This window comes from Nostoc sp. ChiQUE01b, assembly GCF_034531255.1.
GTDB lineage: Bacteria > Cyanobacteriota > Cyanobacteriia > Cyanobacteriales > Nostocaceae > Nostoc.
The window spans coordinates 18,977-41,362 of record NZ_JAVRBM010000023.1; the positions used below are offsets into that span (position 1 = coordinate 18,977).

At 40.9% G+C, this 22,386-nt stretch carries 18 protein-coding genes and 2 pseudogenes; 13 read left to right on the plus strand and 7 right to left on the minus strand.

Going from position 1 to position 22,386, the window contains the following annotated elements:
- The first annotated feature begins 67 nt into the window (after positions 1 to 67).
- The 4 genes from RMY63_RS16940 (at position 68) to purH (ending at position 6,022) form a co-directional block, all read left to right on the plus strand.
- Positions 68 to 1,690: a DEAD/DEAH box helicase gene (locus tag RMY63_RS16940; RefSeq protein ID WP_322729811.1), complete on the plus strand. Its 1,623-nt coding sequence runs from the start codon at positions 68 to 70 to the stop codon at positions 1,688 to 1,690.
- A complete protein-coding gene (locus RMY63_RS16945) occupies positions 1,620 to 2,834 on the plus strand; it encodes a DUF790 family protein (protein ID WP_322729812.1) in 1,215 nt (404 codons plus the stop codon). Before RMY63_RS16940 ends, RMY63_RS16945 begins: the two co-directional genes overlap by 71 nt.
- Before the next feature lie 510 nt (positions 2,835 to 3,344).
- Positions 3,345 to 4,253 carry a ribonuclease HI gene (rnhA, locus tag RMY63_RS16950; protein ID WP_322729813.1) on the plus strand — a complete coding sequence of 303 codons (909 nt, stop codon included), beginning with the start codon at positions 3,345 to 3,347 and terminating at the stop codon, positions 4,251 to 4,253.
- A gap of 248 nt (positions 4,254 to 4,501) precedes the next feature.
- A complete protein-coding gene (gene purH / locus RMY63_RS16955) occupies positions 4,502 to 6,022 on the plus strand; it encodes a bifunctional phosphoribosylaminoimidazolecarboxamide formyltransferase/IMP cyclohydrolase (RefSeq protein ID WP_322729814.1) in 1,521 nt (506 codons plus the stop codon).
- Positions 6,023 to 6,751: 729 nt separating this feature from the next.
- Here purH and RMY63_RS16960 read toward each other — a convergent pair.
- The 3 genes and pseudogenes from RMY63_RS16960 to RMY63_RS16970 all read right to left on the minus strand — a co-directional run.
- A pseudogene (locus RMY63_RS16960) lies at positions 6,752 to 7,747 on the minus strand (ISL3 family transposase); the annotation flags it as partial.
- Between the two features lie 284 nt (positions 7,748 to 8,031).
- Positions 8,032 to 8,301, minus strand: a pseudogene (locus tag RMY63_RS16965) (transposase); the annotation flags it as partial.
- A gap of 367 nt (positions 8,302 to 8,668) precedes the next feature.
- Positions 8,669 to 10,459 carry a hypothetical protein gene (locus RMY63_RS16970; RefSeq protein WP_322729815.1) on the minus strand — a complete coding sequence of 597 codons (1,791 nt, stop codon included), beginning with the start codon at positions 10,457 to 10,459 and terminating at the stop codon, positions 8,669 to 8,671.
- Positions 10,460 to 10,513: 54 nt separating this feature from the next.
- Here RMY63_RS16970 and RMY63_RS16975 point away from each other — a divergent pair, with 54 nt between their 5' ends.
- From RMY63_RS16975 to RMY63_RS16985, 3 genes are all read left to right on the plus strand, one after another.
- Positions 10,514 to 10,666 (plus strand): hypothetical protein, encoded by a 153-nt coding sequence (locus RMY63_RS16975; RefSeq protein WP_322729816.1) that lies wholly within the window; start codon positions 10,514 to 10,516, stop codon positions 10,664 to 10,666.
- Positions 10,667 to 11,108: 442 nt separating this feature from the next.
- On the plus strand, positions 11,109 to 12,335 hold the full coding sequence (locus RMY63_RS16980) for a succinate--CoA ligase subunit beta (RefSeq protein WP_322729817.1): 1,227 nt from the start codon (positions 11,109 to 11,111) through the stop codon (positions 12,333 to 12,335).
- A 342-nt stretch (positions 12,336 to 12,677) separates the two neighbouring features.
- Complete coding sequence (locus tag RMY63_RS16985; RefSeq protein WP_322729818.1) at positions 12,678 to 13,559, plus strand: CoA-binding protein; 882 nt, start codon at positions 12,678 to 12,680, stop codon at positions 13,557 to 13,559.
- Between the two features lie 510 nt (positions 13,560 to 14,069).
- Here RMY63_RS16985 and RMY63_RS16990 read toward each other — a convergent pair.
- From RMY63_RS16990 to cysK, 4 genes are all read right to left on the minus strand, one after another.
- Positions 14,070 to 15,158 (minus strand): HAMP domain-containing sensor histidine kinase, encoded by a 1,089-nt coding sequence (locus RMY63_RS16990; protein WP_322729819.1) that lies wholly within the window; start codon positions 15,156 to 15,158, stop codon positions 14,070 to 14,072.
- A 5-nt stretch (positions 15,159 to 15,163) separates the two neighbouring features.
- Positions 15,164 to 15,874, minus strand: coding sequence for a response regulator transcription factor (locus RMY63_RS16995; RefSeq protein ID WP_322729820.1), 711 nt, complete (start codon positions 15,872 to 15,874; stop codon positions 15,164 to 15,166).
- 99 nt (positions 15,875 to 15,973) lie between these two features.
- Entirely contained in the window at positions 15,974 to 16,669 is a 696-nt protein-coding gene (locus RMY63_RS17000; RefSeq protein ID WP_322729821.1) for an NYN domain-containing protein, read from the minus strand.
- 564 nt (positions 16,670 to 17,233) lie between these two features.
- Positions 17,234 to 18,193, minus strand: coding sequence for a cysteine synthase A (gene cysK, locus RMY63_RS17005; protein ID WP_322729822.1), 960 nt, complete (start codon positions 18,191 to 18,193; stop codon positions 17,234 to 17,236).
- A gap of 1,017 nt (positions 18,194 to 19,210) precedes the next feature.
- On the opposite strand from cysK, the gene RMY63_RS17010 reads away from it, so the two are divergent.
- The 6 genes from RMY63_RS17010 to RMY63_RS17035 all read left to right on the plus strand — a co-directional run bounded on the left by RMY63_RS17010 (position 19,211) and on the right by RMY63_RS17035 (position 22,322).
- On the plus strand, positions 19,211 to 19,633 hold the full coding sequence (locus RMY63_RS17010; protein WP_322729823.1) for a hypothetical protein: 423 nt from the start codon (positions 19,211 to 19,213) through the stop codon (positions 19,631 to 19,633).
- Between the two features lie 35 nt (positions 19,634 to 19,668).
- On the plus strand, positions 19,669 to 19,950 hold the full coding sequence (locus RMY63_RS17015; protein WP_292774662.1) for a hypothetical protein: 282 nt from the start codon (positions 19,669 to 19,671) through the stop codon (positions 19,948 to 19,950).
- 2 nt (positions 19,951 to 19,952) lie between these two features.
- Complete coding sequence (locus RMY63_RS17020) at positions 19,953 to 20,264, plus strand: hypothetical protein (protein ID WP_322729824.1); 312 nt, start codon at positions 19,953 to 19,955, stop codon at positions 20,262 to 20,264.
- A 189-nt stretch (positions 20,265 to 20,453) separates the two neighbouring features.
- A complete protein-coding gene (locus RMY63_RS17025; protein WP_069068421.1) occupies positions 20,454 to 20,816 on the plus strand; it encodes a hypothetical protein in 363 nt (120 codons plus the stop codon).
- A 134-nt stretch (positions 20,817 to 20,950) separates the two neighbouring features.
- Positions 20,951 to 21,958, plus strand: coding sequence for an LLM class flavin-dependent oxidoreductase (locus RMY63_RS17030; RefSeq protein ID WP_322729825.1), 1,008 nt, complete (start codon positions 20,951 to 20,953; stop codon positions 21,956 to 21,958).
- Positions 21,948 to 22,322, plus strand: a complete 375-nt coding sequence (locus RMY63_RS17035; RefSeq protein ID WP_322729826.1) for a hypothetical protein — start codon at positions 21,948 to 21,950, stop codon at positions 22,320 to 22,322. Before RMY63_RS17030 ends, RMY63_RS17035 begins: the two co-directional genes overlap by 11 nt.
- Positions 22,323 to 22,386: the final 64 nt, after the last annotated feature.

Below are 22,386 nucleotides of genomic sequence, written 5' to 3' on the forward strand. Positions count from 1 at the left end.
TAGGGAAAACTTTCCAATCCCCAATCCCTAATCCCCAGTCCCTAATCCCCAGTCCCTAATCCCCAAAATGGCTCGTACCCCTACACTAAATTTTGATCGTGGCACATTAATTTTGCATCCACCACCACGCGGTAAAGGTTGGATGGACTATGCTACGTGGGATGATAGAGTTGAAAAATTCCGCATTCCAGCAATTAGATACCGATCGCTAGTGGAAGCACTACAAGCGGAAGATGTGAATTTTATCGATGAGGCAAAGGAATTTTATCCTATAGATTTGGTTCCTACCCTGGAAATGGAACCCTATCCCCACCAGACTGAGGCACTAGCGGCTTGGAAACTGGCAGGTAGACAAGGAGTCGTTGTGCTTCCCACGGCGGCGGGAAAGACTTATTTAGCGCAAATGGCGATGCAATCAACGCCACGCACGACGCTGATTGTAGTGCCAACTTTGGATTTGATGCATCAGTGGTATGCACATTTAGTAGCGGCTTTCCCCGATGCTGAGGTGGGATTGCTGGGGGGTGGTTCGCGGGATAGAACGGCAATTTTAGTTGCAACTTATGATAGTGCCGCAATTCACGCTGAGACGTTGGGAAATCAATATGCGTTAATTGTTTTTGATGAATGTCATCATTTACCGACAGATTTTAATCGGGTAATTGCTGAATATGCGATCGCACCTTATCGGCTGGGACTCTCCGCGACGCCGGAACGTACCGATGGTAAACACGCTGACTTAAATATCCTGATTGGTCAAGAAGTATATCGCAAACGCGCTGAAGATTTGGCGGGGAAGGCGTTAGCAGAGCATGAAATTGTTCAAATTAAAGTCAAGTTATCGCAACTTGAGCGGGAAAGATACAACCAGTTAATTCAAACTCGCAACGACTTTTTGAAGCAATCAAAGATTTCTTTGGGGAGTTTACAAGGTTGGCAAATGTTCGTGCAAATGAGTGCGCGATCGCAATCTGGACGTAGGGCCATGTTAGCGCATCGGGAAGCAAAAGATATCGCTTTGGGTACTGATGGTAAATTGCGAATTCTGATTAATTTATTGGCAGAACATTATCCGGCAAGAATTTTGATTTTTACTGCGGATAATGCGACGGTTTATCGCATTTCTCAAGAGTTACTAATTCCAGCAATTACTCATCAAACTCCTGTAAAAGAACGGCATGAGATATTAACCAAGTTTCGGGAGGGTAAATATAATACTTTGGTTGCTTCTCATGTGTTAAATGAAGGGGTTGATGTGCCTGCGGCTTCTGTGGCAATTATTTTATCGGGAACGGGTTCGGCTAGGGAGTATACTCAGCGCTTGGGGAGGGTTTTACGGAAGGGGAATATTGAGAATAAGCAGGCGATTTTATATGAGGTGGTGGCGGAGGATACGAGTGAGGAGGGGACTTCGGCTAGGCGAAGAGGGGAGAGGAAGATAGAGAAGGCAGGGGGAGCAGGGGGAGCAGGGGGAGCAGGGGGAGCAGGGGGGGAAAAAGAGAGGAAAGGGAAGTTACAGGTTGTGTATGGGAGTGGAAAGGAACGGAGTTTGAAGGCTGCGGAACAGTTAGAAATTAATTATTCAATCCAAAATCCAAAATCTAAAATCCAAAATTCAGATGTTACCGACAGACTTACTGATGCATCGCCAAAACGGGGAGGAGATTATTCCGAAGAGACTGAAGATTGATCAAAAAACTTCGGAGTTGGCGATTGAGTTAATTAGTTATTTTCAATCAGCAGTAGGGAAGACTCAAGGTGTGCTTGAGCGACAACTGACTGATTTTGAAGGAGATTCTACAGATTATCGGGTGAAGCGAGGGTTAGCTTATATTCTCAAAAGCAGTTTTTGCACTTTTGAGGTGGTTAGTCCTTTGGAACCACAAATGTTAAGAGAACGGGTGTTTTCGTTGGCTGCAAAGTCGGTTTCTAGTCGAGAATCTACACAAGTTACTTTGAGTCAAATTGCTGATGAATTAACTCAAGAACTTGAGCGAGAAGTTTTATTAGAACAGGTTCGTAATGGATTATATGCTGATTTATCTGAAAATAAAATTTTGACTGTTTTTGATGCACCAATAGCGCCAGATTTGTTAAATAGATATAACTTATCTCAGGTGCAGGGTGTATTTTATAAAGCTAGTCAACTTGTATTAAATGCTCATCGCAATGTTCCGGGAGAATATAAGCTGTTGTTTCGCTATCTGAAGTTGTTTCAATTGATGGCCTATATTGAGGGTGATGCTGACCACGGGTTTACAATTACCATAGATGGGCCGACGAGTTTGTTTAATCCTAGTACGCGATATGGGTTAGCGATCGCTAAACTTATTCCGGCTTTACTTCACGTTACTAAATGGAGTCTTTCTTCGATTCTTCAAACCCGTGATGCTTATACAAATACTTGGAAAACTGGACGTTTTACTCTCAATTCTGAATGTGGTTTGGTATCCCATTATCCACCAGGTAAGCCCTACGATAGTATGTTAGAAGCATCCTTTGCTGATAAGTGGGATGCGTTGAAAAGTGGTTGGGCACTAGAGCGAGAAGTTGATTTGATCCCAATCCCTGGTAGTGTAATGATTCCTGATTTTCGCTTGGTGCATCCTGATGGACGCACCTTCTTATTAGAAATTGTTGGTTATTGGCGGCCAGAATATTTACAAAAGAAGTTTTCTCAGGTGCGGCGAGCTGGACGTGATGACTTGATTTTGGCAATTTCCGAGCGACTTAATTTAGAAAAGGCGGGAGTAAAATTAAATGATGTCCCGGCTAGAATTGTTTGGTTTAAAGATAAGTTATTGCCAAAATCTGTGTTAGCGGTGATGGATTGAACAAGCAAAAATAACATAAAAAGTATAGAAACCAGTAGTCACTCAATTTTAGATTTACGATAGCGAAGCGTTAGGGAGTCCGCGTACTCTGTAAGAGTTGCAAGCTACGCGCAGCGTCTCGTAGAGAGCGTATGCGTGGATTAACCTCTCCTTATAAAGAAGAGGCTTAAATATCGATTTTTTTTCTCCGTAAACGGAGAGGCTTGAAACCTTTTTTGGATTCTAGATTTTATATTTTAATCTAAAATCCAAAATTGTCTCGGTCAAGGAAAACAAACAAGTGATCTTTGATATAGGACTATGATTTGATGGCGTGAAAAAACTCCTTACAACTCAAAAAGCCCTATTCCCTACTCCCTACTCCCTACTCCCCATTACCCCTTATCCCCAGAGGGGGCCCCACCATCCCCAGCTACGTAGATAATTTCAGAAATAAAATATAATAGCCTGGATATTGTTAAAAAAATTCGCTGCTAATAACTCTTACCTTCGCGGTTCGATACTCTAAGCATGTCCACCCAACCCACAATTCAAAGCATATACACCGATGGTGCTTGCACCGGTAATCCTGGCCCTGGCGGTTGGGGTGTTGTCGTCTACTTCAGTGACGGCTCAATCCACGAAATGGGCGATGCATCCCCTCATACCACTAATAATAAAATGGAGATGCAAGCTGCGATCGCCGCCCTTCAATTTCTGCAAACATCTCAACAAGCCCAGCCTATCAGCCTTCATACCGATAGCGAATACCTGATTAACTGCGTTACCAAATGGGTGAAAGGCTGGAAAAATAAAGGCTGGAAAAAGTCAGATGGTAAACCTGTCCAAAACCAAGACCTTTTAGAAATCTTAGATGAACTCAATACTCAACAAGTAAAATGGCAATACGTCCGAGGACATTCTGGTAACATAGGTAACGAACGTTGTGATGCGATCGCTCGCACTTATGCTAGTGGCAAAACCCCTTTGCTACAACAATTATCTTCTACAGATTTTTATAAATCTTTACCTTCCCAAAATGAACTAAATGTAGCAAAAGTAGCTGATTATGAAAAAAACTCTAGAATAACTAACCAAAGTCCGCAAGAAATCAGTACTTCTGCACCAGAAATAACCGTTATGGAACCATCAATTGGGCCAACTGCGGCCGTGACCGATGAAAAACCGCCAGAAATGAGGGTTTCGCAACTCCGCAGCTTGGTCGAAACTCTGCGTATAGCTGACGAAATTTCTGAAAAAGGCTACTTAATCACCAGTTCTGAGTTAGCAGACTTGATGGATGTCCACGCCAGCGCTGTCACCAGTCGTGGAGATCAATGGCGCTGGCGAAACTGGATAGTGTCACGGGTACGCCGTGAAGGAAATCAAATTCTTTGGGAATTGGAACGCGGGGATCAAGTAGGAGGGGAAGAGGAGTAAGGGAGCAAAGGCTAGTAAGTCAAAAGCTAAAAGTAAAAAGTAAAAAGAAAAGAATTAAGACTTCATCAGCTCTATGCTTGCCCTTTAACTTTTGACTTTTAACTTCATCTTGGGGGCAGGGGAAAAATTCCTCTCCTCTGCACCCTTCCCCCTGCCCCTGCTATGATTCCGAAAGGTCTTGAACTGAGCTAAGGCTTATGCAAAACTTGAGATCCTTCGCTTCCAGCCTACTTTTAAGGAATTGATCAATGGTGCGTCTAGCCCTGCTGAGTGTATCTAACAAAACTGGTTTAATTGACCTAGCCCGTAGCTTGGTTGAAGAATTTGACTTTGATTTAATCAGCAGTGGAGGAACAGCACAAGCCCTCAAAGATGCGGGACTCCCTGTTACCAAAGTTGCAGATTACACAGGTTCACCAGAAATTTTAGGTGGTCGAGTCAAAACTTTACATCCCCGAATTCACGGCGGAATTTTGGCACGGCGAGATGTTCCCGAAGATATTACAGATTTAGAAAATAACCAAATTCGCCCGATTGATTTAGTGGTGGTGAATCTATATCCTTTTGAGGAAACGATCGCTAAACCAGGGGTAACATTATCCCAAGCTGTTGAGCAAATTGATATCGGCGGGCCAGCAATGCTACGGGCATCGTCGAAAAACTTCGCCCATCTGGCTGTATTATGCGATCCGGCACAGTATGACGAGTATTTGCAGGAATTGCGCCAAAATAACGGCGTAGCATCCCTAGAGTTTCGCCAAAAGGCGGCATTAAAAGGGTTTTCGCACACTGCTAGTTACGATCGCGTGATCGCATCTTACCTCGCCCAAGCACAGCAGTACACTCTTAGCGGCACACAATTGCAATCTCTGCGTTACGGCGAAAACCCTCATCAACCCGCCACTTGGTATCAAACTGGTACTACCCCAACGGGATGGACAGCCGCTACAAAACTCCAAGGTAAAGAACTTAGTTACAATAACTTAGTTGATTTAGAAGCCGCACGCCGAATCATTGCTGAGTTCACTGATACTCCAGCCGCAACGATTATCAAACATACAAATCCCTGTGGTACCGCATTGGGAAGCACTATTTCCCAAGCTTACCAAAAAGCTTTCAACGCTGACTCTGTTTCTGCCTTTGGTGGGATTGTCGCACTCAACCGTCCGATTGATGCGGCTACGGCTAGCGAGTTAACTAAAACATTTTTAGAGTGTGTGGTTGCACCAAGTTGTGATGCAGAAGCTGAAGAAATTCTTGCCAAAAAATCTAACGTGCGGGTCTTGACTCTAGCAGATTTGAGCAGTGGCCCTAATGATACAGTGAAAGCGATCGCAGGTGGTTTTCTCGTCCAAGCTAGCGATGACGTGATTGCTGATACCAGTCAATGGCAAATAGTCACTGAACGTCAACCTACCACAGATGAGTTAGCCGAATTGCTGTTTGCGTGGAAAGTTTGCAAACACGTTAAATCTAATGCCATTGTGATTACCAGCGATCGCACTACACTAGGAGTAGGTGCTGGTCAAATGAATCGCGTTGGCTCAGTTAAAATAGCTCTAGAACAAGCTCAAGAAAAAGCCAAAGGTGCAACTCTTGCCAGCGATGGATTCTTCCCCTTTGATGATTCAGTCAGAACAGCCGCAGCCGCAGGAATTACAGCCATTGTCCAACCAGGGGGAAGTTTGCGCGATAAAGATTCAATCAAAGCTGCTAACGAACTGGGTTTGCTGATGGTCTTAACTGGTATACGTCACTTTTTACACTAAATTATTTACTAAAAGGTGTGCACTTTTAAAACTGTCACTCAATATACTTGCCCTTTGATAGAAGCAGTGATATTCTTTAGTTGTGTGTGAGGAGCAAGTTAAAAATAAAAAGCGCCTGGGGTGGAAACACGGCAACACTCCCAAGCGCTTTTTAATTTGTCAGAAATTAGATCGCTTGTACAGTTTTGAAAGTCTCACTCAATATACTTGACCTTTGATAGAGGTAGTGATATTGTTGATTCGTGTGTGAGGAGCAAGTTAAAAATAAAAAGCGCCTGGGGTGGAAACACGGTAACACTCCCAAGCGCTTTTTAATTTGTCAGAAATTAGATCGCTTGTACAGTTTTGAAAGTCTCACTCAATATACTTGACCTTTGATAGAGGTAGTGATACTGTTGATTCGTGTGTGAGGAGCAAGTTAAAAATAAAGAGCGTTTGGGGTGGAAACACGGCAACACTCCCAAGCGTTTTTTAATTTTTCAGAAATTGGATTGCTTATGCAGTTTTGAAAGTCTCACTCAATATACTTGCTCTTTGATAGAGGTAGTGATATTGTTAACTCGTGTGTGAGGAGCAAGTTAAGAATAAAAAATGCTTGGGGTGGAAACACGGTAACACTCCCAGGCATTTTTTAATTTGTGTATAGAAATTATATAAATTAACACTTTCAAAATAACTTCATATTTTTACTTCCAGTTAAAAATACGAATATTGTTAAAGTTAATCACGTTCTAATAAATGTGTTATGCTATCTCCCCAAGATTTAGTGGTTTCAAATATCTGGCGGAATTGTTCTTTAAGTGCGTGCATTTTAGCAAGAGTCGGCGACACCTCTAACACGGAGTTTAATTTTGATTTTTGCTTTTCATTTAAAGAATCTTCATTTTTAATTAAACTATATTTGCTTTTACTTAATGCCTCTAGTCTGCGAGATTTTTCGGATTTATCTTCTAACGATATTGCTGCTTTCTTCTCAGTTTTACGTATCCTATCTAATTCATCGTTTACTTGTTTCATCACATGAAACCTGTCAGCAGTTATGTTAGCATTTGGCATTAAATCTTCTACTAAACTTTTATAAGGCGACCAGAGATCAATACTCACTTCTTCTATTTGATTAAGTACTTCAAATCCCCAGCCAACAATTATTTCACGGATATCTTCTATTCGTCGTGATTGCACTATTTCAATTGGCTTATGAGTATCTAAATCCACTAATACTGCTAAGTAGTTTCCTTGCCCTTTAACTAAAGCTATTTCATCTATACCTAACTTTTTTACCTGACTTAAGTTAATATTTAATATTTGTGATACTTGCTTTTTTAACATTGATTCTACTTCTTCATCACTCAATCCATTCCTTTCGGCAACACTATGAATGTTACTATTTAATACTTGTTGTACTATGTCGGTTGCTAATCTTTTAGTATATCCTTTACTTTTATCTACAAAATCTAGTTTCTCACTAAAGACTTTCTTACATTTATGACATTTGAACTGGCGACGATTTATTTTTAAGAGTACTGGCTTTTTACTCCAAGGTAAATCATGAATCATCCGCCAATGATTTTGATGTATACTCTGAGTAATTTGCCTACAAGATGGGCAAATCGAATAGTTAACGCTTTTTTCTATCGTTATAATTATTTCTTCTCCTTCAATTTCTTGAAAATCTAATACTTTCATATCCGGCAGATTCAGGATTTGCTCTACAGTAAATTTCATAGCGATCGCCTTAAATTTTACTGTCTTATAGTATAAATCATGCTGCTTGGATTATTTCAGTATACGTGAAACTGCTGTAATACTTACACAGTCTATATTTTAAGGATGAGCATCATTAAAATGTAGTTACTAAAATTTACTATACTTTAGTAATCACCATAAAAGTACCGGAAGAACCTATTATTTTTAGTAATAACAGGTAGGAAAAAAGGTGTAGTTTTCAAAAATAGACATAAAAAAGCACAAAATAACTGTGATAGATGAGTAGACAGGTTCATCACTAAGAGATAAGGATTTTCTTTAATTTGTTCTACTGTCTCTCTGTCACTTATCCCTAGCTTTTCCTTGATTATTAATGCGCCTAATGCCATCCGAAACGATTTTGCGGGCGCTCCCATCTCACCAGAGAAAAAGGAAGAATATTCCTCTTCAAATTCTGCCCAAGGTATTAAACTCGCCATGATTACCCAACGATTATCTGATGATAACTTTCCCTCAAATGGCAGTTCAAAGTTTGATGCTGGAATTGGAGTTGATTCTTTTTTACGGTACATAGTGACTTATGATACACTATTTCGAATCTAACCACTGTGATGCAAGGATTTTAAGCTATTTTACCTTCTTTACTTGCACCTGAATATACTTCTAGGGTTTGATAATCCAGAGAATGTCACTTTTTTTCTTTTTCAGCAAGCCTTACTTAGTCGTAAATATTCAACTGTATATCGAAGTTAATCATAATAATTCCTATTTAGCTCTAATGAATTCTAGTCAATTCTCTCAATCATTAGTTCTTATGTACTAAATATATCCGTTTCTTTAGGGTGTGACAGTTGTGGGTGCGGAATGTGGGTTTAATACTTTCTTCATAAATTGCTTTGATAAATTCTTGCCAGTCTTCGCTGACTCGATGTTTTCCCTTTACCCGCCTAAAGTCCGCGTATAAATTACCTGACCTTGGGAATCATAAAGAAAAAGGGACAGATTGGCATTATCACCAATTACGGCTAGGGCTTCCCGCAAGATTTGCAAGTGATTAGTAACGTCAACAGTAGTATCCGAATTCTTAGAATAAGGATTAGCCAAGTTATTTTGCCTTATTTGGTCATACTCTGGAGTTAGTCGGACAATAATTCCTGCATTGTCCATGCTAAAGGTGCAGATCTGAATTCCATTAATACAGGTCTTATTCAAGTCAGTGCGGGTTTGTTGCAAATTACTAACAACTTGTAGTTTTTCTTGTGCTTGTTTGAGCGCAGCTGAATAGGGTTCGATGAGAGACTTAGCTTGAGTGTAGTACAAGCTATCTTGGGGAACTTTTTTAGCAGTTTGCAAAGCCTGATCCCAATATATCGCTGCTGCTTGCCATTGGTTTTGTTGTTGATAAACTTTGGCTTGCTTGGCAGTGCTAAGGGCCTGTTGGTAGGTTTTAACAGCTAATTGTTCTTTAGTAGCGCGATCGCGTACTAATACTAACTTAGGTTTATAATCTACCAACAGCTTTTGAGCTTCTTGGTATGCAACGCTATTTCGGGGAATGGTATTCAAGGCATTAATTACCACCAACCAAGTAGACTGCGCCTTTTGCCAGTCATTCAAGGATTTAGCAGTAGCTTCTTGCTTCTCAGCTGTAACGGCTACACCTTTTGCCACTGTTAGTTTTTTCAGCCATTTTTCCTCAATAAATATCTGTTGATTTACAGCGTGCAAACGGACACGATAATTCAGTAATTTACCCTGCACCAACCCATAGAGTTCACTACTGGAACTTATAGTTTCTATTGGCGCTATAGCCTGTCGCCATAAGTGTTGCCTAGTTTGTAATTCTTCTAAGCTAGATGCAGGAGTTTGAACTTTTTGTGTCGCCAAAGATGCCGTTTGCAAAGCTTTGACCACCTGATTGATTTTTTCTGCTCGCCCAGACAAACTTGCTTTTAGTTCCTGTGACAGCTGGTAACGAGGCGACCAACTAGGAATTATATTTAGGTCTGTGCTGGCTGCTGCAAATTGCTGTTGTACAGCTACTAATTCTTTTTCAGACTTAGCGCGGCGCATCAGTTGCGGAGATTTTGTTTTTAATTGCTTGGCGTTTTGTATTTCTTTACACTCAGACATCACGCAAGGGCGAGTCAATAAGTAAGCACCACCGCCTAAAACTATAATTCCCACCAACGCTGCACCCAGTAGGATAGGTTTGACCTGGAATCCTAGCTTTGAAGCCGACAAATTCGGCACATCTGCAAACGGGTTAAACAGTTCTTCTTCGGTCTCATTGATTGATGGAGAATATGTCAGAAATGATGAGGGGGATGAGGGAGATGAGTAAGATATTGCTTCCTCATCTCCCCCTGCTTCCTCATCTCCCCCTGCTCCCTCATCCTCCCCTGCTCCCCCTGCTACCCATCCCTCCGTCGGCTTCAACACCAAGAAACATTTAGTATAAGGGAGTTGTTCGCCAAAAACTCTCAGGAAACATTGCACCCGCTGCTCTTTGTGGGGTGCTAGAGATTGAAGTACTTCCTCAATGATTGCAAAAATTAGTTGAGCGTCAACTATTATATCTGACGCGTGTTGCGTTAAAATCATTAGCTCGCCTTTATTGACGACGCACTTAACCTCGAAGACTTCAGCGGTTGAGACTTCTACAAGTAATTGTTCTTGCAAAGTTTTGGCTAAAAGCTGTAAATCTTCCTGCTGGACTGCTACTTTCATAGAGCTTTCCCGCTGAACTTCATATATTGTTTTGATTATCTTTAAGGGGATGAAATGAACTTTTTAGGTTTTTTGAATGCAAATGCACAGTTTAACCAACCACAGCCTGAGAATCTGAACGACCAACTTTCTAACACAAATTCTGAATTTTCACCAAAAATTAAAAAAGTAGTTATTGTTCGTGGCGATACATTTTTACAGCGCTAGATGCAAAATTAAATAATCTGTCTTCAGATATAAATTACAAATAAAAAATGGGAATAATAAAGAATTTGGGTATTTTCACTACATTACTTTGTGACAATTAAATTCACAAAAGCTACTGCTCTGGAAAATGCTAGTTGCAAGCAATTGTTGCCAAATTATCTAAAGGTTAAGAAAACGATGCTATGTCAGAGGGTTTTGACAAAAATACTAGTTATCTTCTATGCTGGGAAACTTGCTGAGGAGATTAATTATGTGTTGTGGCTCTGCCACAAATAAGTTGATTATCGAAATTAATATGCTTCATTTGCTGAATTCGATAAAATTGATCCGTGAAAAATAAGTTTTTATAGCTGCAAAAAGGTTAATTCTGCAATAAAGGTGCTGCAAAATATTAAGACAGGACTAACCAAAAGCTTGGAAAGTGTCAATACAAGGTGTATCAATGGATTTATTAGAGTACCAAGTTAAAGAATGGTTTGCGAAGATAGGCATTCCGGTATTGCCTTCCCAACGAATTGACCATCCTACAGATTTGAAACGGTTAAAAATTCGCTTTCCAATTGTACTGAAATCTCAAGTCCACGGAGCGGAACGGGCAAAAGCTGGTGGAGTCAGGTTTGCCCAAACGACTATCGATGCGATAGCAGCTGCTCAAAATATTTTTAGTTTACCAATATGGGGCGAATTGCCGGAAGTTGTACTGGCAGAATCTCAATACGACGCCAACCAAGAATTTTATCTAGCAGTAGTTTTAGATACTGCTGCCTGCCGACCGGTACTTTTAGGTTGCAAAGAAGCAGACATCGATTGGGAATCGGCTGGAGAAAGAATGCACTATGTTGTTGTGGAACAAGAATTCTCACCATTTTATGCTCGACGATTGGCTTTGAAAATGGGTTTGCAAGGGACGCTGATGCAGTCGGTAAGCAGCGTGGTGGAGAAGATGTACCACTTATTTGTCCAAAAAGACCTGGATTTAGTCGAAATTAATCCCTTGGCAGTCAGTACTACTAGTCAAGTTATGGCTCTTAATGGTAAAGTCAGGGTCAACGAACGGGCGATCAAGCGTCATCCCGATCTCGTCGAGATGGCAGCAAAAATTATCAGTCGTCATACCAGTACTGAAGTCAACGGTATTTTGGGCGATTGGGATGGTGTGCAAATGCATGGAAAAATCGGTATTTTAGGTAATGGTACTGGTTCAGTGATGGCAACTTTAGATTTAGTTGCGAATGCTGGTGGCAATCCAGGTGTTTGTTTGAATCTACGTCATGTTTTCCTTACAGATACTACACCAACTACCTTCCGCGATCGCCTAGAAACAGGTTTGAAAATGCTGGAGGCTGATAAAAGCATTCAAGTAATACTAATTAACTTTCTGGGTAGCATTCCGCAAACTGAGGAGGTGGCTGAAGTTATAGCTAGAGTTGTGCAGCAAGACGATAGCGAACTTCAATCACAGGTTGTACGTTCTAATGGTAGTAAAGCTCGGCGACAACTTAATTTTCCATCCTTAGTTGTCCGTCTTGCTGGTTCTGAATTTAACACTGCGAGAAAATATTTGACAACACTAAAAACCCACACCGATGCGCTTGTCGTGGTAGAAAATTTAGATGAGGCAGTAGCAGCAGCAGTTCTCCTTGCTAAACCAACGGCTAAGAAAAGATAGTGAATGCCATTTTGTTCCAATTCAAAAATCAAAAGTTATTAATTTTTACCGTCGGGTATAAATTTTTGAATTTGATGTTCAAATCAAGTACAGCTTTGCTTTTTGGGACTAAATTATATAGTGCATTAAAACTGAATATTCTTAGCTAGAAGCGCGTTTTCTGACTTTTGGAACACTCAGCTTCAGACTAATTTTTAGAATTTCATTGACCTCTCTCCTGGCTAAAGCCTCGGCTTTCAACCTACTTTTTTGTAAAAATTGAATCAATACGACACTGTGAATATGTCGTTTCTATACCCAGTGGTTTAAGGCGCTGGGTTGTCAAACTTACGGTAATTTTTTATGAACCTAACGCCAGAAAGTAAAGTCTTAATTCAAGGCTTTTGTGAATTTATATCAGGTACTCATGTTGCTCAAATGAAAGCTTATGGCACGAATTTAGTAGCTGGTGTCAATCCTGGATGCGGCGGACAGGAACTGCATGGACTGCCAGTATTGGATTTAGTAGAGGAGGTAACAGAACAATTTGGGCCAATTGACACAACAATTATTTGTGTAGATCCTTATGACGTTTTAGATGCAGCATTAGAAGCGATCGCATCTAATATTCGCCAGATTATTATTATTACTGCTGGTGTGCCGCCTTTGGATATGGTGCAATTACTCCGCAAAGCCGAAGCCTGTGAAACTTTGGTAATCGGGCCAAATAGTCCGGGGATCATTGTACCGGGCAAAATACTCTTAGGGACTCAACCCAGCGAATTTTATACCCCTGGAACAGTAGGGATCGTTAGTCGTAGCAGCACCCTCACCTACGAAATCGCCTATGAATTAACAAAAGCAGGTTTAGGGCAGTCAATTAGTGTCAGTATTGGTAGTGATGCGATCGTCGGTTCCTCATTTTTGCAATGGCTGCAAATTCTCGATGAGGATGAAACCACACAAGCGATCGTTTTAGTCGGTCAACCTGGTGGTGGTAGTGAAGAAGCAGCAGCGCGGTACATTGCTGAGGCAATTGATAAACCAGTAATTGCCTACATTGCAGGTAGACAAGCGCCACCAGGAAAAACTTGGCAGCAAACCGGGACTTTAGCAACAGTTATCGGACGCGATCCTAACTTTGGTACAGCCCAAAGTAAATTAGCTGCTTTAAAAGAAGCGGAAGTGACAGTAGCTGAACGCCCTTCTCAAATTCCAGAATTATTGAGAAAGGAAATTAACTAATTACCAATTCGTAATTCAATTCTTAACTACGAATTACGAATTACGTAGCTTGCTTCTCGCATGAAGGGGAGTATTACGAATTATTTTAATAAAGTGTAGGGGTTTAAGTCCCCGGCTTCTATCAAGCCGCAAGTGTTGGGCTGCTTGTCTTTATCCCCGTTACAACACGTAATTGCGAATTGCTCTCTTCGCAGCGTTAGCGAGTCCGCGTTCGCGCAGCGTCTCGTAGAGAGCGTCATTGCGAATTGCGAATTGGTTTAATTGGTCAGTCTTGGGAACGATTTTGAGGGAACAGGTAGGCGATCGCAGCATAACCCGAAGCACTGAGTAAACTAACCAAAAAAGCAGCCAAAATAAAAGTAGACATAATGTTACACTCTATGCATTTCTAAAATCCTGGCATTCATCAACAAACCAAGATTTTGGATACTTTCAAATTAGCAATTGGGTATGACACAGCCGTGACTACCTTGTGTCAATCTTTGGGATTTCAAGGTTTTATGGCTCAACTCAAGCCAGAGGCAGAAAAAAGCGAAATGTACTACCAACTCCCAATTCGCTTTCTACCTGAATTTGACCGCCTTGTAGTTCAATCAAACGGCGGGAAATAGTTAAACCAATACCAGTACCTCCCGAATGGCGATCGCGCGATTGGTCGGCTCGCCAGAAACGCTCAAACACATGAGGCAAATTTTCTGGAGCGACACCAATACCTGTATCACTAACCGCAATCCAGAGTTGAAATGCTTCAGTCCCAGCACTAATGGTAATTGAACCTTTGTTAGTGTAACGTACTGCATTACCTAGCAAATTAACTAGCACCTGTTCTGTGCGGTCAATATCTGCCAATACAGGAGGTAGTACAGACGGACATTGCAAGAGCAAAACCGGCCCATCTTCTAATAGTTGGTCGGTAAATTTCTCCACTAATGACTCTAACAACGGATGCAAATTTACCCGTTGGATATTAATTGGTAGATAACCAGCTTCTGCCTTAGACAGTTCTTGTAAATCGTTGACTAACCGTTCTAAGCGTCGAGTTTCTTTAGCTAAACGCCGATAGATTTCAGGAGAGGCTTCAATTTCCCCATCAGCCAGTTCTTCCAAGTAACCGCGCACTACAGTTAATGGTGTTCGGAGTTCATGGGTCATATCTCCAATCACTTCTCGCCGCCGCGCTTCAACCCCTTCTAAACTGGCTGCCATTCGGTTGAAACTACTACTCAATCCGCTAAGTTCTGGAATGTCAGACACAGGTAGTCGTGCATCCATCTGACCAGCAGCAAATTTTTGGGTGATTTGTTCCATCTCGGTCAATCGCTGCATAATCCGTCTGGATACCCAGTAACTCAATCCTCCGGCGGCGGTAGTGCCGACTAAGACTGACCAAATAGTGCTTCGCTGCCAAGCAAGTTCAAATCCTGTAACCAATTCAGCACGGACATCGATTAAGTCGAACCCCTGATTTTCTAATCCTTCCAAATGTAAGACAAACAAGCGGGGGGAAGATATTTTGCTGATGCTTACCAGACTAGCTACCCCCACGATCATTACTACTAAGTGGGAGAAAAATAGCCGCCCTCTCAGCCCCATCTTCATAACATTTACGCTACCAAAGGATCTTCAAATTTATAGCCCACCCCAACAACAGTTTTAATAAAAGTAGGATTTGCCGGATCGGGTTCAATCTTTTTTCGTAACCGAGCCACATGAGTATCTACAACTCGTTCATCGCCAAAAAAATTATCTCCCCAAAGTTTATCAATTAGTTGAGTGCGGTTCCAAACTCGACCAGGATTACTGACAAAGGTGGTTAGCAAGTTAAATTCTAGGGTAGTTAAGTCCAAAATTTCAACTTCTTGAGGATTCATCTGGCGACTGGCAGTGCGCTGGTCTACATCAACAATAAAGTGTTGGGTGCGATTGACTTGATGCTGTCCCCCTTGGCGGAGGCTACGCCGTAATAGTGCCCGCACCCTAGCTACCAACTCTCTGGGGCTAAAGGGTTTGACCATATAATCATCAGCACCAGTAGATAGACCGATGACGCGATCGATTTCCTCACCCTTAGCCGTGAGCATCAAAATGTAAGGATCTTTTGCACCTGGTTTCTGGCGAATTCGGGCACAAACTTCCAACCCATCCAAACCAGGAATCATTAAATCTAGAATGATTAAATCCGGTGGTTGTTCTTGAAACATCCGCAAAGCATTCATGCCATCGCGGCTAGTGCGACAAAAAAATCCTTCTTTTTCTAAAGAGAGTTCGATTAAACGAGCAATTTCTGGTTCATCTTCAACTATTAAAATATCCATCTGAATATAGAATCGAGCAAAATGGGTAGAGCAAAGACACGGAGACACGGAGATATCTTTTATGCGTCCCTGTGTCTCCTACTCTTTGCCTCTTTTTAATTAGAGGTTTGAATTTGACGCTGTGCGATAACTATAGCCAAGATTAGAATCTTTTTGAATGTATGTTTTAATACTATCGAGGTCAATGAAGCAGTCAGCAACATCAATCAAACTTTCACTAGTCGTTGTTTGCAGACTGACTACTTCCACCCGAACCCCCATTCTGCTGACAGCGTTCACAGCATAAGCTAAATCTCCATCGCCACTGACTAAGACCGCTGTATCATAGTAAGGAGCTAAAGTTATCATATCTACAGCAATTTCTACGTTCAGATTTGATTTTTTGAAATTCTCTGTTGATACAACGAGTTCCTTTGCTACTACGCGATAGCCATTACGACGCATCCACAATAGAAAACCCTGTTGCTTTTCATTACTGATATCAACCCCAGTATAGAAGAAAGCACGCAACAGTCTGGAACCACTGGTTAAATGACAAAGCAATTTAACGTAGTCAATTTCTATGCCGAGTTGTAGAGCTGTATGGAACAGGCTTAAGCCATCAATAAAAATAGCAACTCGACCACGATTTAAGTTATTCAAAATCGAACTATCAGGTGCAGGATCTCGCATCTTGGTATCTTTACCTTTGACAGCAGTATCACTCAAATTTTGCCCTTGCCAGTGTGGTTTAGCTTTGAGTACTTTAGATTCCTTAAATTCATTTCTTTGTTTACTAAAATTAGTTATAATCATTGATACCTCTGATTTTAAAGCTGGAAAGAGTTTTGAGTAAATTGTCTATAGTATAGTCTGTACTGATTTATAACCTAGCAGGTAATGGTCTTAAGTCACTATATGCAGATAAGCTTAACTGGTGCTAAACAAGATTTAAAATAGACAGCCCAAGGTTTTCACTGATGTTAGGTTGGTTTAAGAAGATATTGCTTCTGCCCACAGATATGTTAATCTTTACCCATCGAGACAGCAAGAGTCTCGAGAAAATAAATCTTTTTGTAAGGGTAGCAACTGTTTTTTTAGGTTTGTATTGCACTCAACCCAGAAGCGCTATATCTATAATTCGGTAGATATGAACTATAAACCTGTAACAGAGGGCAAGCCAACATAGGCAAGTTCTGCATGAGAATCCCACGGCTTTTAGGGGGAATGAGCGTAGCAATATTTACGCAGCCGTGGGTGTGTCAAGGAGTTAGAAGCACTAATAATTTAATATTCCGATGCGATCGCACCTCAAAAGGTAAGTTGTATTAATTAATGAGAAGGACAGGGAGATTCATTACTCTCTTGTCCCCTGTCTTTTTAACGCACGCCAGCAGTTTCTAAAGATAAATCTTGAAACATAGGTGTGCTGAGGTAACGTTCGCCAAAAGAAGGCTGAATCATGACAATTAAACGTCCGGCATTTTCTGGACGTTTACCGACTTGGATTGCAGCGCACAAAGCTGCACCAGAGGATATGCCAGACAATAAGCCTTCTTCTTTTGCCAAACGTCGCCCATAAGCGATCGCTTGTTCATCGCTGACTCTAATTACTTCATCAACCAATTCTAGGCAAAGAACATCTGGGATAAATCCGGCCCCAATACCTTGAATTTTATGTGGCCCGGCTTCACCGCCAGAGAGGACTGGGCTGTTGCTGGGTTCAACTGCGATCGCCTTAAAAGTTGGCTTGCGCTGTTTGAGTACTTCTGCAACCCCAGTAATCGTCCCACCAGTACCTACCCCAGCAATGACGATATCGACTTCCCCATCGGTATCTGCCCAAATTTCTTGTGCAGTGGTTTCCTGGTGAACTTTGGGATTAGCAGGGTTGCGGAACTGTTGCAGCATGAAAGCATCGGGAGTATTAGCCACAATTTCTTCGGCTTTGCGAATTGCTCCCCGCATACCTTCAGTTCCTGGTGTCAACTCTAAAGAAGCACCATAAGCTCTCAGCATAGCCCGTCGTTCTTGGCTCATAGTCTCTGGCATCGTCAAAATCAAACGGTAGCCACGCGCTGCTGCTACCATTGCTAGAGCAATTCCTGTATTACCGGAAGTAGGCTCAACTAAAATGGTCTTTCCTGGAGAAATTGAGCCAGCAGCTTCCGCTGAGAGTACCATACTTAACCCAATGCGGTCTTTCACCGAAGCAGCTGGGTTCATGCCTTCTAATTTAACAACTATTCTTGCAACTACTCCTTCAGCTTGAGGAATCTTGTTCAGTTGAACTAAAGGAGTTCGTCCAATCAGTTCTGTTACGTCTTGAGCAATCCGCATTATTTAACTCCTAAAATCCAAAATTCCGGTACAGAGTATTTACTTATAACAATAAGCTTTGATGTATTTATTTTGCCGTTTAATGTCAATGAGTGCATATACTATGTATTCTAACTAAACCACAAAATATGAAAGTTTAGGAAGAACTTTTATGAGATATTCCCATTGATTCTCACTTTAGAAGAGGCTAGCTCACCATTCTTCTAGTTTACCATTTGGAATTGCTGACGATTGTCTCTTGGGTTGAGATTCAATTTTTCTAATTCTGTATATATAAATATTTTTTCTTGATTTTCTATTTGTTATGAACATATAATTTACTTTCAAAATATTTAATTGCTTTTCCTAATTTATTAATCTATCTTTATCAAGAGACATTGATATTTTCTTTTGAGTGCAGATTTTGTCAGTCCCAAATTGCATCTAAAACAGTCTTTAACCATTGCCTACATTGCTTTGAGATTGAGTGCAAAAACACCAGAACCCCACCTCGTAAATACTAGAACCCCGTCCGAAAAACACTAGCACCCATACCCCAATGAATTTTTAAAATACTTATTAGGTAAGGATTACAGGCTTTGAGTACTATTTTAATGAATTTAATAATCTTAACAGGGCTGGGGTAAACTGTTTTGTGGAGAGCGGCTGATATAAATCATATAGGATTTACGCAGAGATTCCCCTCTACCCCCCAACATTCCTGAGCGCAAGCTTAGTGAACTAGGGGGGACTTCTTAATCTCTTTTTTGAGAGTAGGATGAAACTAGATTACCGAATCTAAGTGCGTTACTTCTGACTTAATAATCCTACGTTTTGTGAAAAGGTCGGTAACTTTTTATGAGTCAGGGATCAGTGGTGATGAGAAAAATAACTGAAAACTAACGATTGTGAAAATTATCGATTACACATATTTTAATATCAGAACTGTTTGATAGGTAGAAATATACAACTACTTTAGATAAACAGCAAAAGATATTTTCTTACTGGGTGCATACTACCTAGCAAGGGAGAGCCAAGATGAAAGCCAAACTTTTAAACGTTCTCACAGTTTGCGTCGTTACTTTAGCAGTGCTTTCACCAGAACTAGTAGTATTTGGCATCGTTTGGGAGCGACATCTGGAATTAGTAAAATCTCAGAATTTAGCTTGCGAAGTTAATAACACGACTACAGATGCTCCCGCTTTGGCTCCCTACACAGAGGGTACACATTCCCCTCAGACTAACATTCAATCCTCCGATCGTAATGTGGTTCATCAAATGCTTACTGTTGCTGAACAATATAAATTTGCCACTATCCTCCAATGGTTCTTCCTGTTAATCCCGATTTGTGTTGGGTTAGGAATTCTTTTTTATGACAGATATCTTGTTCATCGTGCTGCTGTCTTAAAAGAACAAGTTGAAATGTTGGAAAGACTGTGGCACCAAAGTATCGAACAGTAACTTATTGACAATTTACTAAAATCAAGAAAATTCCCATGACAGAACAACGTCAAAGTCTATATTTTAATCTGATTGATGAGTTACTCAGATGTCCTAATGGTCAAGAACCAGAAATTTTGGAATCTAAACCCGAATTGATTGATTCCGGTTTAGTAGAAACAATGTTACAAGTAGCTACTATGTTTGCCCATGAAGGCAATCAAGATGGTGCCCAATTTTTATTTTTTGTGGCACGTGAGCTAGCTAAAGAATTAGGTTTATACCCGGAAGTTCCTAATACTGAAGTTGCAAATCCTGAAGTTGCAAATAAGGAGTAAAAATGTTGTTGACTTCAACGGATGCGGGACAAATAGCTTTAGAACTGCTCATGGCAGACTGGAATATTTCAGAAGAGAACAGAGAGTGGTTCACAATCTTTAACTCTCGTCTGATTGGCGAGAGTTGGTACACTGTGGAACTAGGTATAGAAGGATTTCCCGATCGGTGGTTTATTCAAGTATATGACAATGGAGTGTGCGATCCAAACTATACATTTATTTCACCAATCCTTGGTTCTGAAGGATTTACAGACTTTGTAAATGTGCCGGATATCATCGCAGAGGTTTTAGTTTGTGAACGCAATGCTCGGTAAGAATAATTAAAAATTCAAAAGTTAGAATTACGAATTACGAATTTTTAATATAAAGATGCTTTACGCAAATCTGAGGTGATGCCGAATGAGGTACACCTCTTTTTTCTGTAATATTTAATATTTTATTCCAGCTTAGTACACTATTTTGTCATGTTTAACTGATAAAATTATGTTATATTAAATAGCGTGATGGATGCTACAGAAATATCAGTTCCAATGATTGCTGAAGATATCTTAGCCAAAGAATTTACAAGAGTCGTCAACCATTACTACCCGCAAGTTGGAGAATTGCTGGATGGGTGTTATGTAAAAGTTATCACCTGTTTTTGGGGACGACCTGCCAGACGTTTGCAATATATAGGAATTTATTGCTCTGACGAAATGATTTCCTGTGTGCAAGCTCAAAAAGAAATACTCAGAGAAGTAGCAGACAATATGGGTCTAATCCAGGTTGTTTGCATGAATGCCAAGCGATTGTTGCGCGATCCGATGTCGAAGGTCAAAGAGAACAACCCACGCCTATGGTTGGAGTTACAGTGGGTTGCGACTTAGTGATTCATCGGATTAATTGAGAGGGGTAAATACTTTTGTAGAGAGGATTTTATTCCTCAGATATGCTTACTACAAATCTATCGACCACTAGAATAACCAGCACCTACGGTGAATACAAAGTATCAACACAAGTAATGAAAACTGGAATTTTCTGCAATTACGATAATTTTCACCAAGATGCTCGTCGTGCCATCTTTGAGCAAGTTGCACTGGTAAAACAGGCAGAAAGCTTAGGTTTTGAGGAAGCGTGGGTGAGCGAACACCATTTTAGTGAATCTAATCTCAGCCCGTCTATGTTGGTGTTAATGGCACACTTGGCGGGATTGACTTCAACTATCCAATTAGGCACTGCGGCGGTGTTGCTGCCATTCCATAACCCGATTCGGGTGGCGGAAGATATTGCCACTTTGGATAACCTGTGCAATGGACGATTATTATTTGGAGTTGCCAAAGGCGGCCCCTTTCCCCAACAAAACAAGCATTTTGCAACACTCCCAAATGAATCCCGTCCCAAGATGCTAGAGGCGATCGCACTGATTCACAAGCTTTTATATGAAACTGATGTATCATTTAATGGGCAATATTTTCAATGCGATCGCCTGACAATTTACCCCAAACCATTGCAAAGTCAAATCCCAGTGTATGTTGCCACTGGTGGTGATGACGGTATCGAGCTTGCTGCCAAACATTCCTTCAGCTTGATGGGTGGGCCGCCATTTTCCCTAGAGAGATTGAAGGATACTATTACCAAATATCGAGCCTTAAATTCTAGTGGTGCGGAAAACTTTGTACTGGCACGCTTCTTTTTTGTTGGCAAAACATTTGACGAGGCTGTGAGTGAAGCGTTACCTTTCGTTCGCAAATTTAGCCAAAAAATGAAAGCTAATTCGGCTGAAATATTGAAAAATAGTGCGAATCCCAACCAAAAACCATTTGATCGTACAAATATTTGTTTCGACGAAGATTATTTGATTGAGAACTCAATTATTGGTGATGTGGAGACTTGTCGAGACAAAATCAAGAAATTTCAGGACGAATTAAATTTAGGTACGTTAGCACTCAAACCCTCGTCTTCAGATATGCAAAAAAACTTGGAGAGTTTGACGCGCTACAACCAAGAGGTGCGAAATTATGTCTTCTAAACTATATATGCTTCCTCCCGATGATTTACCTCCATCTGAGGTAACGAAACAGGATGGAATGCTGCAAATGGAGCTAGAGCAATCCACTGGCAGATGCTTTTATCAAGCCTGCGATCGCATTACGCGAGTCCTGTTATCTAATTGTCAGTGGTATCTGACAACAAATGCCAGCATCCTCACATTAATTATTGACTGCCCTGACCTAGTATCTTACTGGCATATCGTCAGCAATATTCCCCAATTGGGTAATAGGTTAGAGCGGTTTGCTACCAATGGCAAAATCCGTGTTTATCCGCCATTTGGCAAGGGGACGCCGTTTGAAATTAGTGTGAATGAAATATCAGCTTATCGAGATTGGCTTTGAGGTAAATAGAAACTGGGAATCACGCGAAATATAGCTGTTTTCCACCCTGTACTCCTAAAGTGCA